We start from the raw sequence: 16,791 nt of genomic DNA on the forward strand, positions 1-16,791 counted from the left end.
TCGAAGCTTTGTACAAAAAGCGTAAATAACCTTATATAACAGGTAAAACATTTTCAGTTACACCTACTCTATTATCAATAAAATGCGAGCAATAAAACTATAAAAACATTTTTTTGTGTTTACGAGTAATATTTCTTTCATTTTGGACAATAGTTTAATATAATGACTACATAATAATAATTATTATTTAGGATTTATTAGTTTTTTCCTAGAATTATAATTATTGTATAATTAAATTCTTAAACAAGGGGGATGTACATATGAAAAGTATGGACAACACAAATGTCGGGAAATGCCCATTTAATCACGGGGCTGCTACTAGTCCACAGACTAGTGGTACAACAAATAAAGATTGGTGGCCAAATCAATTAAACTTAAATATTCTTCATCAGCATGACAGAAAGTCAAATCCTATGGGAGAAGATTTTAACTATGCTGAAGAATTTAAAAAGCTAGACTATCAAGCTCTTAAAAAAGATCTTCATGATTTAATGACAGACAGCCAAGAATGGTGGCCTGCTGACTATGGTCATTACGGTGGATTCTTTATCCGTATGGCATGGCATGCTGCAGGTACGTACCGTACAGGTGACGGACGTGGTGGCGGTTCAACTGGTAACCAGCGTTTTGCTCCATTAAACAGCTGGGCAGATAACGGTAATCTTGATAAAGCTCGTCGTCTTCTATGGCCTATTAAGCAAAAGTACGGAAACAAGATCTCTTGGGCTGACTTATTCCTTCTAACTGGTAACGTAGCAATTGAATCTATGGGTGGTAAGACATTTGGATTCGGTGGTGGACGTGCAGATATTTGGCATCCAGAAGAAGATATTTATTGGGGTTCTGAAACTGAAATGTTAGGTGATAACCGTTACAGCGGTGATCGTGAGCTTGACAATCCACTAGCTGCGGTTCAAATGGGACTTATTTATGTTAATCCAGAAGGTCCTAATGGTACCCCAGACCCACTTGCAAGTGCTCGTGACATCCGCGATACTTTCGGACGCATGGGAATGAATGATGAAGAAACTGTAGCACTAATAGCTGGTGGACATACGTTCGGAAAAGCTCATGGTGCTGGAGATGCGGCTCTTGTTGGTGCAGAGCCAGAGGCTGCTCCTATTGAAGCTCAAGGTTTCGGTTGGGTAAGCACACATGGAAGTGGTAAAGGTCGTGACACCATCACTAGCGGTATTGAAGGTGCATGGACGGCTAACCCAACACAATGGGATAATGGATTCTTTGAATTGCTATTTGAATATGAGTGGGAACTTACTAAGAGTCCTGCAGGTGCACATCAATGGCAGGCTATTAATCCAGCTCCTGAACACCTTGCTCCAGATGCTGAGGATGCATCCGTTAAGGTTCCAACAATGATGACTACTGCTGATTTGGCATTAAGAATGGATCCTGCATACGAAAAGATCTCTCGTCATTACTATGAAAACCCTGAAGAATTTGCAGATGCATTTGCTCGTGCATGGTTCAAATTACTACACCGTGACATGGGTCCTGTTTCAAGATATTTAGGTCCTGAAGTACCAACTGAAGAGCTAGTTTGGCAAGATCCAGTTCCAACTGTTGATTATGAATTAACAGAAGAGGAAGTAGAAAAAATTAAGGTCTTAATCCTTGATTCTGGATTAACAATTAGTGAGCTTGTTACAACTGCTTGGGCTTCTGCAAGCACATTCCGTGGTTCAGATAGTCGTGGTGGCGCGAATGGGTCTCGTATCCGTCTTGCACCACAAAATGAGTGGGAAGTAAACCAACCAGAACAACTTGCAAAAGTACTTTCTGTTTTAGAGGACATCCAAAAGCATCTTGACAAGAACGTAAGTCTAGCTGACTTAATCGTCCTTGGTGGTAGTGCTGCAGTTGAGAAGGCTGCACAAGAAGCTGGCTTTGATGTTAAGGTTCCATTTGCTCCAGGACGTGGTGACGCAACTCAAGAGCAAACTGATGCAGAAAGCTTTGACGTGTTAGAACCAGTTGCCGATGGATTCCGTAACTACCAAAAGAAACAATTTAGTGTAAGTTCTGAAGAGCTACTTGTAGACAAGGCTCAACTTCTTGGTCTTACTGCTCCAGAAATGACTGCACTTATTGGAGGTATGCGTGTATTAGGTACTAACTTCGGTGGTACTAACCATGGCGTATTCACTGATCGTGTTGGTACATTAACCAACGATTTCTTTGTAAACTTACTTGACATGGCAGTTGAGTGGAAGCCTGTTGATGGATCTGTATATGAAGGACGTAATCGCAAGACAGGTGAAGTTGTTAGATCTGCAACAAGAGTTGACCTAGTATTCGGTTCAAACTCGGTTCTTCGAGCAATTGCAGAAGTGTATGCTCAACAAGATAATCAAGAAAAGTTTGTACGTGACTTTGTAGCTGCTTGGGTTAAAGTCATGAACGCAGATCGTTTTGATCTTAAATAATTTTTAAGAAGACTAACTATCCAACTATTTACAAAGGCTTAGAGAATAATCTTATTCTCTAAGCCTTTACTTTGTTTAAATTGCTCTTATTCCCCCAGCCTTTGTTGTTATGCGGCAGAAGCTGGTGCGGAGGTTATTAAGTTTGTAGCTTCACATTAAGCTAGTCAAACTGGGACAATGTACCTGTCCCTATGTCCCAGATAAAAGATACCAAAGTACGATTTAATAGATTTTTTTGAGCATAATAATACAAAATGATTTAGTTAGTTAATATTAAAAAGGAGTTTATTCATGGATCTTATTGAACACGTCATACATTTACAATTATTAAATCAGTTTTGGCTAGTTTTTTTATTCTTAATTCCAGTGGTATTGTTATCTCGGACCTTAGTGGCGGGAACAAGATATTCTCCTATTTTAATCATCGTTATTTTAGGTTTAGCAATGGGTTACCTTCTTGTCTTAAGTGGAGTTGCGACTCCTGGTCTTCCCGAATTTCCATTTGTTAATTTGATGGCCAATACGACGATTATTGCCCTTACAGCAACTTTCTTTGTTGGAGGACAGGAATTAAGGAAAATACTAGGAGATAAGGAATTAGATGAGGATGATTTCGTTGTACCTTCTACTGAAGAAACAGTACATGGTACTTCAAGATTGCAATTTTTCTTTATCATCCGTTCATTCTTTCTCTTACTAGGAATTGAAGGAGTTATTCGAATTATTCTAAATACTGGACCTTCAAATATACCCTTCACTTATTATCCACTAATAGCCTATATAGGGATCATCGGTTCCATATTGATTATTGACAACAAATCAACCATTAAAAATAAACGCATTTATTTACAAAAAGGTTTCATCGAAATTCTTACACTAGTTGCTATATTATTGATTTCTTATCATATTTCAGTATGGATTCGTCCAATAATTTCACTTCCACAAATCTTCTTTGCAATGATGATTGCAGCTGGACTTGGAGCTATTTTCTATACTTGGAGTTTTGGTTCAACGGTACGTGCCTTATTATTTGCAGGAATACCCATTGTGTTAGCTGGAAATTTTATGGTCGGAGGATCGCGTATTGGAGAAGCATTCTCCATTGAAGGAATGGATTCTGTTATTTTCTACGGCTTTTTTGGCCAACTGTTTTGGATGTTTGGTGGAATCGCTCTACTTATGTTTTTTGCAAGAACTGCACATACAAGAAACCTAGCACCAGGAATGGCAGGTTCACTCTCCCACTCCGGTTTAACAGGAGCTTGTACAGCTGGAGACTTTGGAAAAATAGCCGCTAATCGTGCACCTATTATGATCAACATTCCTTTCTTTGGTCATATATTTGTATTTTCAATTTTAGCAATCAGTGCTGACCGAGGAAGTTTATGGATTGTCCCCTCCTTACTTATAGGTGCTGTAGGTCTTGGATTAACAATTTGGGCACTTAATAACATGAGAAAAGCAAATGGAAATGATAAAAAGGAAGTAAATGCTTTAATACAATTTTCTTTTGGCTGGCAAATCTGTGCTGTTTTTGGGGGCTTACTGCTACTCAGCTTAAGTGATATGCCTTTTGATTACACGGCAATGGCTCAATCAAGTGCCATTTCTCACTTTGGATTGTTTGCAGCCATACAAGGCGGAATGTTTGGTTCAGATGCAACACTATTAATTCCATTTATTTTCTCTATGCCATTTTTAGTACATCCAATCGTGTTCTTTATGTTTGGTAAAGCGATGGAGAATCGTGGTGAGATGCCAGTGAAACCAGTATATACACTTGCCCTCATTGGAGTTATTGGGGTCGCTGTTTCTTTATTTATAGTGTAAATAGATAAAAACGTGTAGTGAAGACTACACGTTTTTCAATGATCAAGCTACTTTAACAGGAATATGTATTTCTATCACTGTCCCTTTATTCTCTTCACTAGAAATAGTAACAGTACCATTATGGTCATTAATTATTCGTTTACTAATCATAAACCCTAAACCTGTTCCCTTTTCTTTTGTGGTATAAAAAGGTTGACCTATTTTCGCTAAAATTTCTTTTGGAATGCCACAGCCTGTATCCGAAAAACGGACTAACACGCTTGTATTTTCAGTATGTATATCAATTTTCAGCTTGCCGCCTTCAGGCATTGCTTCCATTGCATTCTTGATAAAATTAATAATCACTTGTTTAATTTGATTTTCGTCACAAACTATTTCCGGTAAAACTGCATCAAATCCCTTGATAATTTCAATATTATTCATGTTTGCTTCTGCTTCTAACAGAGTTATGACTTGACCTACAATCACACTAATATCAGCTTCCGTAAACACTGCTTTTTGTGGTTTTGCCAAATTTAAGAGTTCACTCAAAATCGTTTCAATTCTACCTATTTCTGAATTTACAACCTCATAGTATAGTGTCTTCTCTTGTGAGTTTTGAAGTAGATTCATAAAACCTTTTATTGCCGTGATGGGATTCCGAATCTCATGGGCGATTGCTGCTGATAGCTGGCCAGCTATTGATAGTTTTTCAGATTGAACCATGAGTTCTTCTGATTTTTTCCGCTCCGTAATATCTCTATAGATGATTGCAAATCCATTTATTAAATCTTGATGATCTTTAATTGGAAAACTAGTCATTAATACATCTAATAACGTTCCATCTTTTTTGAGTCGAATCGTTTCCAACTCACGGATCCCGCCCCCGTCTTTCACTATTTTCTTAATCTCATCTACTTCATGTGTGTACTTGGCTGGAATTAAAGGTAATTCTCCCATATAGAGTCCAATTAACTCTCTAGTGCTCCAACCAAAGGTTTGCACCATTGCATTATTGGTTTGGACTAGTTTCCCCTCTGCATCAAAAATAAGAATAGGATCAAGGTTGTTAGTTAAGAAGGATTGTAAAAGGGTGAATACCTCTTTTTGATCGGTGATATCTCTAACCATTCCAGCAAGTGCGGCTACATTTCCAAGATCATCACATATAGGTGACATGTTAATACTTGTTGTAATTAACCGTCCATCCTTCCTTTGCTTGATCGTTTCAAAGTCATTTACCATTCTACCTTCAACTGTTTCTTTAATTAAGTATATTGCATCACTTTTCGAAAGTTCCGGTGTAACGGGTAATTTACGTCCTTTGATTTCGAATTCTTCATATCCAAATATTTTTTCAAAAGCTTTATTAACCTGAATGATATTACCCTCTAAGTCAAATATTCCAATCCCTTCAGAAGATAAATCATAGAATGATTTTAATCGTTTCTTTTCAATTTCAGCTTGTTTGCTTGCTGTTATATCTACGACTTGTCCAATGGTGAATACTTCCCCTGAAACTTCTACCTTAGAGACCTTAAGTAATCCCCAAATGATTTCCCCACTCTTATGTATATAACGTTTTTCCATTTCATAGGAACTGAATTCACCGTCTTCGAGTCTACTATCTAAAGCTAAATCAACTTGTAAATCCTCAGAATGGCTCACTTCTACCACGTTCTTATTCAACAGTTCATCTTCTTTGTAACCAAGAAAATCACATAGTGAAGAATTCACCTTCAAAATATTACCTGACTGATTTAACAATGCCATCCCAATTGGTGCATAAGAAAAAGCCCTGTAATACAATTCCTGATTTATTAAATCTAATTCTTTATAGCTTTTGGTCATAATCGTCCCCTAGTTTATCTATCTATATAATTTCAGAATAATCTTTTTTAATAAAGTCTTAGAATTTAAATATATCAGATTATAATTATAATTACTTTAGAAAATAGCATAGACTACTCAAAATTCTGCTATGTATGTATGAAAGTCTTTTCATCTCTATGTCAGGTCAAGCTAAAAATACTTCTTTATGACTATGACTCTCACATTTCTCCCCTATTAATGTTACAAAGGCTCTGGAAAACAATAAACATTTCTTGAAACATTCGTCCGTTTCCGGAGCTAAATGTATCTTCAATCCTTCTAATACAACGATTCCTCCTCTTTCACGTACCTTCTCTTGGAATATGTCAACTGCTGCACAAAAATTAGTAAAGGTATAATCTCCCGAGCCAAAGCAACCAACTACCTTATTACGCAAATCAATACGATTTAACTTCTTATAGAACACATGGCAATCATAGTGTAGCGTTCCGTTTCCCCAAGTAAATGCTCCTATTAAGATTCCGTCATACTGAAGTAAGGTTGAGGGATCTAATCCATCCATATTAAACATATCTACTTCACAGTATTTCGATAAATGATTTGATAGTAACCTTGCTATTTCTTCTGTGTTGTTAGTTAAACTTCGGAATACGATACAGACTTTTTTCATTAACATTCCCTCCTATATAAAAAATCCCTCAACTCATTCATGAGCTGAGAGATGACTATTACTATTCCCCCTAATTTACTTCTAGTGGAGAAGAAACTGGATTTCGTTGACCGACTACATCATAATAAGTAATTTTTGAGCTCAATATAAAATCTGGTCTTGGTCCACTATGAGATTTACGGAAAGTTTCTCCTCTTGTCCATTCATCATGTGCTTCTTTTGATGTCCACATGGTCCAGACTACAAATTCATCGTATTCTTCTGTATCTCTCGTTTGCAGTAGATTTAAAGCAAGAAATCCTTGACTTTTTTCCACCTCTCCCGGGCGGTTAAAGCGCTCTGCTAGGCTTTCTCCAGCACCTTTTTTTACTCTAATTGTGTTTGTAATAACAATCATTTCACTACACTCCAATCTATTGTTTTTTGTTGATAAGAGACTAATCCATAAGGATCACATATCGGATGGCTCCCCTCCATATGCACCTTGGCTTCAATGGAGAAAACATCTCTGAAAAACTCACAATTATATACTTCCCTTGGCTCACCTTGTCTGACTACGTTTCCATCTTTCATGGCTATTATTCTATGACTATATTTGGCAGCCTGATTGACATCATGTAATACCATGATGATCGTTATGCCAAGTGAACGATTCAATTCCTTTAGCAGCTCCATGACTTCAAGCTGATGTGCAATATCCAAATAACTAGTAGGTTCATCTAATAAGAGTATGTTAGGTGTTTGCGCTATTGACATTGCAATCCACGCTCGTTGTCTTTCTCCACCTGATAGTGTTTGTAATGAACGATGCTGTAAGGCCGTTAAGTTAGTGGCAGCTATCGCCCAATCAATATATTGATTGTGGTTAGTATTGTATTCTTCATACCATTTTAAATAAGGATGACGACCATATTTTACTAAATCACGTACCGTTAAATCTAAACGATGGTCATTAATTTGTGGAAGCATCGTCATTTTTTGAGCAATATCCTTGCTAGGAAGACCATTTATCTTTTCACCTTCTAAATAAACAACCCCGTTCTTAGGTTTTAATAACCTCGTCATTAAGCGCAAGACGGTGGACTTACCTGATCCATTGGGACCGATAATACTAACCATTTCCCCCTTATGAAAGCTTATGGATAGTTCACTTATAAACTGAGTATTCACATACCCGTAAGAAAGCTGTTCGGCATTTAAGACATTTTCCATGATTTCATCCCTCCTCTTAATAGATACAAGAAGAATGGTGCTCCCAATAAAGCTAATAAAATTCCTACTGGAAGTTCAATCGGTTCAAACCAGCTCCGAGCTGCAGTGTCTGCTAATACCACGATAAATGCTCCACCTATTGCTGAGATCGGTAAAAGGAAACGGTAGTCATTTCCAACAATTAATCTAACAATATGAGGAACAACTAACCCCACAAAGCCAATCAAACCAGCAACACTTACAGCAGCGCCCGCTAAGAATGTAGCTAATAAAATAAGAAATGCTCTACTTTTTTCTACCTGATTTCCTAACAATTTAGCAACATCATCCCCAAGTAATAAGATGTTCGCATGTTTTATAGCAAAAACAGATAACACCATACCTATTAATGCATATGGCCAAATGATTGAAAAATGTGGCCAGCTTCTTCCTCCAAGACCACCTACTAACCAAGGAAGGACCGCTTGAACACGATCACTATATAAAATCATAATTGCTGACATTACCGCACCTAAAAGGGAATTAATCGCTACTCCTGCAAGAATCATTCGTAAGGGAGAAACTCCCCCCTTCCAAGCAACAAAGTAAATGACAAATGTAGTGAGTAATGCTCCCAAGAAGGCACCTAACGGTAAAAATTGAATGTATTGAGGTAATACAATCATCATGACCACAGCGACCAAGCCTGCTCCGGCAGACACCCCAATAATTCCTGGATCTGCTAACGGATTTCTCATCACACCTTGTAATAAGGCGCCTGCAATGGCTAAGCAAGCTCCTACTAACGCTCCTGTTAATATTCTAGGCAAACGTAAATCCCAAATAATCTGACCTTCTGTTGTATTAGATTGATAGAATAAGGCTGTCCACACTTCTTGAAGCGGTATCGAAATGGATCCAGTTACTAGACCATATAGCATAGAAACTACAAATAATATAGGTACAGTTATTACAATTAGCCGCTTGAATGCTCTCGGGTCCTTTTGAATCTCAATCTCTTCTAAAAGTGGTGGCCTCTCTTCTTTAGGTTTTGACTCCAACATTTAATTCACCTTTTTCTGCCTAGCTTTTTTAGTTCATCGACTTAATGCTTTCACTTAAAAATTCAAGTGACTCTACTACTCTAGGTCCTGGGTTTGAACTAAATAGATTTGCAGGTAGAATAACGAGATTGTTATTTTGCATTGCTTTTACATTTTCCCATGCTGGGTTACTCTTAATTTCTTCTTCAAACTTATTTTTAACAGCTTCCGCATCACCGTGAGCAATAATGTAAACAATATCGGGATTCTGCTGTAAAACATGCTCCATACTTAACTGTGCATACGTTGGGTACTTTTCAATTCCAGGAAGATCACTTGCTATATTTGTGATACCTACTTGTTCAATTAGATTTCCAGCTAATGATGTTGGTAACGCTGCCATCATTGATTCCGTTGACCCAAATACTACTAATGCTTTTACTTCATTTTTAATAGGTTCAATAGCTGCCTTTCTTTCTTCCATTGACTGAACTAGTTCTGTAGCCTTATCTTCTAAACTTAAAACTTGACCATATAATTCAATTGTCTCTAAGATATCTTCATAACCATCCATAGCAGTAAGCATCATGTTTAATCCTAATGATTCTGCTGTTGCAACATCCTTCATGTTTAGACGTGCATGTCCAATTACTAAATCAGGCTCTAGACTTACAATCTTTTCGAAATCAATATTATGAGAATTCCCTACTTCTTCAATTTCTGATAATTCAGCTGGTACAACAGGACCTCGCACACTTGGTCGACCCACAATTTCTCCACCTAGAGCATGGACAATTTCCAGATCTGCTCCAACAACAGAAACAATTCGAACCGGTTTTTCATCAAACGTTAGCTCACGTCCTGCGTGGTCAGTAATCGTAACTCCTTGTGCAACTACCTCTTCTTCTACTTCTTCCACAACGTCCTCTGTTTCTGTCGATTCAGCGCTTGTACTCTTCACAGCCGTTTCATCTTGAGTAGAGCCAGTGGTTGTAGAAGATCCACAACCCGCTAATATAAATATGACCAATACACTTATGACAAACAAAAAACTTAAGCTCTTATTACGTTTCATATATGTACTCATCTTTCATCCTCCTAAAAATTCGATAGTTTTAACAATAATGATTCTCATTATCATTAAGTCACTTTTAAAAAAGCATGATATTCATGCTGACAAATCTAATTCAATCTTCTTTTCTATATCACATAATTATCCCTATAACTCTTTGTAACTTCTAGTGATTCATAAAGACCGGCTACAATATAGTCCTCTCTCTCATTCCAAATTCTCCACCCATGTCCTTTAATGTAGTTACAAGGTGTAATTTGCATATGCTCTACAGAAACTTGAGAAATGGTACTAATGCCAGCTTTATTTTGTGTAGAAGTTGAATAGATAATACCGTCACTTTCAGTTAAGTCTAAGAAACTCTGATTCTCATTTCCAAGACACGTCTCCCAAAGGAGTTGATCAAACGAATGGGAAAGACTACAAATTTCTATTTTTCCTACATCACTTCGACAAGAGCCAGTTGCCACAATTAATTGATGATCAAATGTAATCATTGAGGAAATCATTTGCTGCTTTTCTGTTTTGATCTGTTTCATACTCTGAGTTAGTAAATCAAAGCACCATACTCCCCCGTATTTTGGATGAATTTTCGTCCCAATTAAAAGCTTGTTCTTATACAGACAAATGGAACGGATAGAGGGAGCATTTAAAAATTGATAAGGATAATAGGTAGTCCATGTTTCCCCTGAATTTGTGGAGAGGTATATAACCTTTTCACCATGTGTAATGACGAGACCTGATGAATGAGCAACAACACTCCATATAGTTGCCTTTGTTGGAAACTGTTTGATTACCCAATTTCCCCCTTCATCACTACTGCTTATAAATAGTCCATTATCACCTACACCATAAATATGTCCATTACTACAAGTTAGATCACGAATTGTTCGTCCGGTATAATGTAATGAACGCTTCCAAGTACCTTCACTTTTGATAAACAAACCTTCCTTTGTTGCAAGAATGCTGTTACCTTGTTTAGATTTTGTCACTGCAGTTGCGCTCATTAGTTTTTCCATAAACTTACACCTCTATTAGACTAGCAAAATTTACGGCAAAATCTACACATCTATCAATTTCTTCTTGTGAATCAGGTGTGAACTCGACTTTCAGCCCTTCCTGAATAATTTCGGCATTACACTCTTTTAATCTATTTTCAAATAATACGACTGCCTCACAAAATTTTGGATACACCGTATCACCTGAACCAAATACGGCTGCTTTTTTTCCCGTAAGATCCAACGTTAAGAGTTCTTCATAGAAATCTTCTGTTTCATAAGGTAGATCCCCATCTCCCCATGTATAAGACCCGATTAAGATGCCGTCATAATTGAGGACATCATTTACATCCATATGCTCAATTTCCAAAACATCAATTTCATGTTCAAAAGGCTCTATACTCACCTTTAGTAAATCCGCGATTTCTTCCGTATTGCCTGACATGCTAGCATATGCAATTACAACCTTTGCCATAAATCAACCTCCACTTAATAATGATAATCATTCTCACAAGTAATAATATATCAATAATGATAATCATTTTCAACTAGATATTTATAAAAAATTTTTTTTCAATCTAACAACATATTTTATAAACAAAAAAAGGTTCCTCACCTACGTCGATTTACTTATCGGCTCAAGGTAAGTCACCTTTTAAAATTGGTATACATCTTCTATTTCTCAACCATTTATGTCCCGGTTTTGTCTACTTCTTCTTATAAACCGTTAACTTATCTTCAGCTGTTTTACGAGCTTTTGCTTCAGGTACTTTATCAAAATAGCCCATGTGTAAGAAACCGACAATTTTTTCACCAGGATTTACACCTAACAGGTGACGAACTTTAGGATCATAGATATGAGGATTCGTTTTCCATACCACTCCTAGTTCGCGTTCCCAAGCTAGCAGCTGGAAATTTTGAATTAGCGAGCTCACTGCTGCAAAGTTTTCTTCCCACTGTTTTTGCCTTGGGTCCTCCTCCATAATTACAATCAGATAAGCTGTTGGCTGACTGAAGTAGTTTCTTCTATTCTCTTTCATATCTGCTGGAAAGGTTTCTACTAAATCTTGTACAAACGCTTCCTTTTCCTGTGCAGAAACAAATATAAAGCGCCAAGGTTCTCTTAATCCATGGTTGGGTGCCCATATGGCATCATTTAAAATCTCGAGCACAATCTCTTGTGAAACGTCCTGATCTGTATAACCGCTTTTAATTGAACGTCGTTCACGAATGATTGTTGCTAAATTTGATTTAGTTAATCCCATCATCTACTTCTCCTTTATTATTAAACTAAAACGAGTTTGTTCTAAAGTTTTATCTTATGTAAGTTGTTTCTTTGGTCTTTCAAAAGTAGTTCATTGATACTAAAAGCATTGGATGTATAATTTATAATTTATAATTGATAACAATTATCAATAAAACCCTATTCAAATATTACCGACAATGATTATCAATGTCAATATTTGTTTGCTTTTTTATATACAGTTGTAGTTTCTCCAACAGTTACAATAACCAAAAAAACGTTACTTTTAATAAACAAATTTAAAATCATATGTATTTCACGTTAAAATAACGAACATTAATTGTTTACTTATTAAAAAAGTTCGTATATAATCAGTTTTGGAGTTACACATATCATAAGAAAAACATTCGTATATTCTTAGTATCATGGTCTAAGAGTTTCTACTAGGAGCCGATAATTCCTAACTACGAATGGGTAGGCTTTACTATACCCATTTTTAGTTAGGTTTTTCTATTCTATTTAATTAGGTGGTATGTTGAGAAATCGCATATTACGAGTTATTACTTACTACTTAAATTCTTACTTAGGAGTGTAGATCATGGAAAATGTATTTGATTATGAAGATATTCAGTTAATCCCCGCGAAATGTGTTGTAACAAGTCGTTCTGAGTGTGACACCACAGTAACACTAGGAGGGCGTCAATTTAAACTTCCTGTAGTACCCGCTAATATGCAAACTATTATTGATGAAAAAATAGCCTACTATCTTGCTGAGAATAATTATTTTTATATTATGCATCGATTTGAACCAGAAAAGCGGATTTCATTTGTGAGAGATATTCAGTCTAAAGGGTTCTTTGCATCGATAAGTGTTGGTGTGAAAGAAGACGAATATCAATTTATTGAAGAGCTTACTAAAGAACAACTTACGCCTGAATATATTACAATTGACATTGCTCATGGACATTCAAATGCAGTCATACAAATGATTCAACATATAAAAAAGCATCTACCTGGAAGCTTTGTCATTGCAGGTAATGTAGGAACACCTGAAGCAGTTAGAGAACTTGAAAATGCTGGTGCTGATGCGACAAAAGTAGGAATTGGTCCAGGTAAAGTATGTATCACTAAAATTAAAACTGGGTTTGGCACTGGTGGCTGGCAACTAGCAGCACTTCGCTGGTGTTCAAGAGCGGCAAGTAAACCGATTATTGCTGACGGTGGAATACGTACACACGGTGACATAGCTAAGTCTATTCGTTTCGGTGCAACAATGGTCATGATTGGATCCCTTTTTGCGGGACATGAAGAGTCTCCAGGTGAAACCGTTGAGAAGGATGGTAAGTTTTATAAAGAATATTTTGGTTCAGCTTCTGAATTCCAAAAAGGCGAAAAGAAGAATGTCGAAGGAAAAAAGATGTTCGTTGAACACAAAGGTTCCCTTCAAGACACTTTAACTGAAATGGAACAAGATCTTCAGTCCTCTATTTCTTATGCTGGGGGAACCACGGTAGATGCGATTCGCCACGTTGATTATGTAATTGTAAAAAATTCGATTTTCAATGGTGATAAAGTGTTTTAATTAGATTTATTCAAGACAAAAACCAGCTTCCACATGATTGGGAAGCTGGTTTTTAATTAACACACCATAAAAAGAATTTTTTCAATGGAAGATGCCTCTGTACTTCTGACTCCAACTTTAGAAACTTACATGTACTATCTATTTAAATAGCAAACACATGATTACCGATTTTTTTGATGATTTTTCGTTCACGTATCCAATGATCAGATGCTGTTTCAGGGTTATAAAAATACAGTGCCTCTAATTCGTGTTTTTCTTCAATTAAGGCTTCTTCAACTGCTTGAACTGATTCTTGGTCAGCGGGTTGTTGAATGGAATTATTTTGAACAGGTTCAAACTGATTCTCTTCATATATAACTTCCTTAATTGAGTCTGGGAACTTCTCGTCTTCTACTCGATTTAATACCACTTCTGCTACTGCTACTTTTCCTGAGTATGGTTCGCCTTTTGCCTCGGCTGTAACAAGGCGTGCAAGTAATTTCTTTTCATCCTCTGAAACTAATACTTTATGATTTTTCATTTCTTCCTCATTAAGATGTTTATTAGAAAGCTCCTCTGTTAGAAACTGATAGGTTGGCATTTTTTGGCCAGCTAGATCTTGTTCATATAGCTTCTTCAATGTCAGTTTGGTTTGTTGTTCTTGTGATGATTGATTAATCATAGTCGCGGATGAAACGATTAAACTAATAGCCAATATTAAAATCGTTAAGAATCGAATGGATGTATTCATCTCGTTACCTCCTGTTTTGTTTTTTGGGAACAGGCCTATAACTAGGGTAACATACTCACCGATTAATTCCTTAGTAGATGATTGGTCGTATTATGACAGGCATATGACAAAGATGACGTTCCCTTATCAAAACAATAACAACCCTCAAAAACCAACATAATTCTACAAATTATATAGCAAGAAAAAGAAATGAGGTATGGTTATGTTTTCTACAGCTGAAATTGGAATTGATTTAGGAACTGCAAATATATTGGTCTATAGTAAGGGGAAGGGTGTTGTACTTAATGAACCTTCAGTTGTTGCTATTGATACGAATACAAATAAAGTAGTAGCTCTTGGCCATGAGGCAAAACGAATGATTGGTCGAACACCAGATAACATTGAGACAATAAGACCTTTAAAGGATGGAGTAATCGCAGATTATGATATTACAACTTCCATGCTAAGAACCATCATGAAAATGACGTCAAAGAAGCTTGGAATGTCATTACGTAAACCAAATGTGGTTATTTGTGCTCCTTCAGGTGCTACATCTGTTGAAAAAAGAGCCATTGAGGATGCTGTTAAAAGCTCGGGGGCAAATCAAGTTTTCTTGATAGAAGAACCAGTTGCGGCAGCAATCGGGGCAGACTTGCCAGTAGATGAACCTATCGCAAATGTTGTAGTGGACATAGGTGGTGGTACAACTGAGGTTGCAATTATCTCTTTCGGAGGAATTGTCTCATGCCAATCCATCCGTGTTGGCGGAGATCAATTTGATGATGATATTGTTCAATTTGTTCGTAAAAAGTACAATCTACTAATTGGTGAGCGTACTGCTGAGGAAATGAAAATCGAGATTGGGTATGCCTTAGTTAAGCATGAAGAAGTCAAAATAAATATTCGTGGACGTGATTTAGTCACCGGATTACCTAAGACGATTTCTGTTTCATCCTATGAAATGCAGGAAGCAATGCAGGATTCATTACTACAAATTCTAGAAGCCATTCGGGCAACACTTGAAGCCTGTCCCCCTGAACTAATTGGGGATGTTGTTGATCGTGGTGTCTTATTAACTGGTGGTGGTGCGCTAATGAATGGCCTTCAAGATTGGTTAAGAGAAGAAATCGTCGTCCCTGTTCATATTGCACCAAACCCCCTAGAATCTGTTGCAATAGGAACCGGAAAATCGTTATCCATCATTAACAAGCTTTTACAAGCAGCAAGATAATCAGGAGAATAACATAAAAAGCTGTTTATGTCAGGGGCTATTACCATGACATAAACAGCTTTTTTTATTTTCTATACCATTAATTAACAGCCCTGTTAAACCTTGTTCTTTAAAAGAATCAAAATAAAGTACAATTTGTATAGGACATAGTATTTTTATTAATTTTGCAATAGTTGAGATGATATCTTTTGCTCTACTACCTCTGCTAGCTCATTTATATTCCATTCGTTATAATCCTCACTGAATATAGGTGGATGAATAATGATATTAACATCACCAGGTTGAAAACGGGATCCCTTTTCTTCAAATAATCGATAAGATCCCTCAATTGTGATGGGTACGATTGGAACCCCTGATTTTGTCGCAAGTCTAAAGCTCCCAGACTTAAAAGGGGCAACAGGGCCGCCTTTACTTCTAGTACCTTCTGGAAAAATAACCATTGAGTGACCTTTTTTTAGTAGCTCAGCTCCTTCTTTCATTGCTCTTACAGATTGCCTTGCGTCTTTTCGATCCATAAAGATACACGGAAGCACTTCCATCCAATCTGAAATGATCGGTAATTTCTTCACTTCAATCTTAGAGATGAATCCGATTGGTTTCTTAATGTATCCAATTAACAGAGGAATATCAAAGTTGCCTTGATGATTTGAAACAAACAGAACAGGTCCATCTGGAATAAGATCTTCACCCGTTACTGAAATGCTTGCCCCTGTTGTTTTCACAACACCCATTGCCCATCTTTTAGGTACGTCATGAACAAGTTCGTCCCTTTCTTGGATAGATAAGTTCTCAAAAGTACTTCGCTTCCACTTTAGTAAGGTAGGAATTGAATAAATTAAATACAGCCACATATAACCAAAACCATAAATTGTTCGTAACATAGTTTGTTCTCCATTCATATACGAGAAAGTAACTCTACTTTATCTCGTTAAAAATCATTTATATATTTATCTTTTTATATACTGC

General features: G+C 36.8%; 15 protein-coding genes and 1 riboswitch. Of the genes, 4 read left to right on the forward strand and 11 right to left on the reverse strand.

What is annotated here, in order from left to right; translation table 11 throughout:
• Positions 1-260 precede the first annotated feature (260 nt).
• A complete protein-coding gene (katG, locus tag G4D63_RS13740) occupies positions 261-2,444 on the forward strand; it encodes a catalase/peroxidase HPI (protein WP_163180219.1) in 2,184 nt (727 codons plus the stop codon).
• Positions 2,445-2,735: 291 nt separating this feature from the next.
• A complete protein-coding gene (locus tag G4D63_RS13745) occupies positions 2,736-4,274 on the forward strand; it encodes a hypothetical protein (protein WP_163180220.1) in 1,539 nt (512 codons plus the stop codon).
• Between the two features lie 42 nt (positions 4,275-4,316).
• On the opposite strand, the gene G4D63_RS13750 is transcribed toward G4D63_RS13745, so the two are convergent.
• The 9 genes from G4D63_RS13750 to G4D63_RS13790 all read right to left on the reverse strand — a co-directional run bounded on the left by G4D63_RS13750 (position 4,317) and on the right by G4D63_RS13790 (position 12,325).
• Complete coding sequence (locus G4D63_RS13750; RefSeq protein ID WP_163180221.1) at positions 4,317-6,104, reverse strand: PAS domain-containing protein; 1,788 nt, start codon at positions 6,102-6,104, stop codon at positions 4,317-4,319.
• Between the two features lie 166 nt (positions 6,105-6,270).
• On the reverse strand, positions 6,271-6,756 hold the full coding sequence (locus tag G4D63_RS13755; RefSeq protein ID WP_163180222.1) for a flavodoxin domain-containing protein: 486 nt from the start codon (positions 6,754-6,756) through the stop codon (positions 6,271-6,273).
• Between the two features lie 70 nt (positions 6,757-6,826).
• Entirely contained in the window at positions 6,827-7,153 is a 327-nt protein-coding gene (locus G4D63_RS13760) for an antibiotic biosynthesis monooxygenase (RefSeq protein WP_163180223.1), read from the reverse strand.
• Complete coding sequence (locus G4D63_RS13765) at positions 7,150-7,968, reverse strand: ABC transporter ATP-binding protein (protein ID WP_163180224.1); 819 nt, start codon at positions 7,966-7,968, stop codon at positions 7,150-7,152. Before G4D63_RS13765 ends, G4D63_RS13760 begins: the two co-directional genes overlap by 4 nt.
• Positions 7,953-9,011, reverse strand: a complete 1,059-nt coding sequence (locus G4D63_RS13770) for a FecCD family ABC transporter permease (RefSeq protein WP_163180225.1) — start codon at positions 9,009-9,011, stop codon at positions 7,953-7,955. The genes G4D63_RS13765 and G4D63_RS13770 overlap by 16 nt, the downstream gene beginning before the upstream one ends.
• Positions 9,012-9,039: 28 nt before the next feature.
• The gene (locus G4D63_RS13775; protein WP_163180226.1) at positions 9,040-10,077 is read right to left on the reverse strand and encodes an ABC transporter substrate-binding protein; all 1,038 of its coding nucleotides are present in this window, start codon (positions 10,075-10,077) and stop codon (positions 9,040-9,042) included.
• Between the two features lie 113 nt (positions 10,078-10,190).
• The gene (locus G4D63_RS13780; protein ID WP_163180227.1) at positions 10,191-11,081 is read right to left on the reverse strand and encodes a WD40/YVTN/BNR-like repeat-containing protein; all 891 of its coding nucleotides are present in this window, start codon (positions 11,079-11,081) and stop codon (positions 10,191-10,193) included.
• Between the two features lie 4 nt (positions 11,082-11,085).
• A complete protein-coding gene (locus tag G4D63_RS13785; protein WP_163180228.1) occupies positions 11,086-11,535 on the reverse strand; it encodes a flavodoxin in 450 nt (149 codons plus the stop codon).
• A 232-nt stretch (positions 11,536-11,767) separates the two neighbouring features.
• Positions 11,768-12,325 carry a nitroreductase family protein gene (locus tag G4D63_RS13790; protein ID WP_163180303.1) on the reverse strand — a complete coding sequence of 186 codons (558 nt, stop codon included), beginning with the start codon at positions 12,323-12,325 and terminating at the stop codon, positions 11,768-11,770.
• Between the two features lie 365 nt (positions 12,326-12,690).
• Positions 12,691-12,790: riboswitch (purine riboswitch) on the forward strand.
• Positions 12,791-12,901: 111 nt separating this feature from the next.
• Here G4D63_RS13790 and guaC point away from each other — a divergent pair.
• Positions 12,902-13,885, forward strand: a complete 984-nt coding sequence (gene guaC, locus G4D63_RS13795) for a GMP reductase (protein WP_163180229.1) — start codon at positions 12,902-12,904, stop codon at positions 13,883-13,885.
• Positions 13,886-14,027: 142 nt separating this feature from the next.
• Here guaC and G4D63_RS13800 read toward each other — a convergent pair whose 3' ends face one another.
• Positions 14,028-14,615 (reverse strand): cell wall hydrolase, encoded by a 588-nt coding sequence (locus G4D63_RS13800; RefSeq protein WP_239585962.1) that lies wholly within the window; start codon positions 14,613-14,615, stop codon positions 14,028-14,030.
• Positions 14,616-14,817: 202 nt separating this feature from the next.
• Here G4D63_RS13800 and mreBH point away from each other — a divergent pair, with 202 nt between their 5' ends.
• Positions 14,818-15,825 carry a rod-share determining protein MreBH gene (gene mreBH, locus G4D63_RS13805; protein ID WP_163180230.1) on the forward strand — a complete coding sequence of 336 codons (1,008 nt, stop codon included), beginning with the start codon at positions 14,818-14,820 and terminating at the stop codon, positions 15,823-15,825.
• Between the two features lie 158 nt (positions 15,826-15,983).
• On the opposite strand, the gene G4D63_RS13810 is transcribed toward mreBH, so the two are convergent.
• The gene (locus G4D63_RS13810) at positions 15,984-16,706 is read right to left on the reverse strand and encodes a lysophospholipid acyltransferase family protein (RefSeq protein WP_163180231.1); all 723 of its coding nucleotides are present in this window, start codon (positions 16,704-16,706) and stop codon (positions 15,984-15,986) included.
• Between the last annotated feature and the right edge of the window lie 85 nt (positions 16,707-16,791).

This window comes from Bacillus mesophilus, from assembly GCF_011008845.1.
Classification (GTDB): Bacteria; Bacillota; Bacilli; order Bacillales; family SA4; genus Bacillus_BS; species Bacillus_BS mesophilus.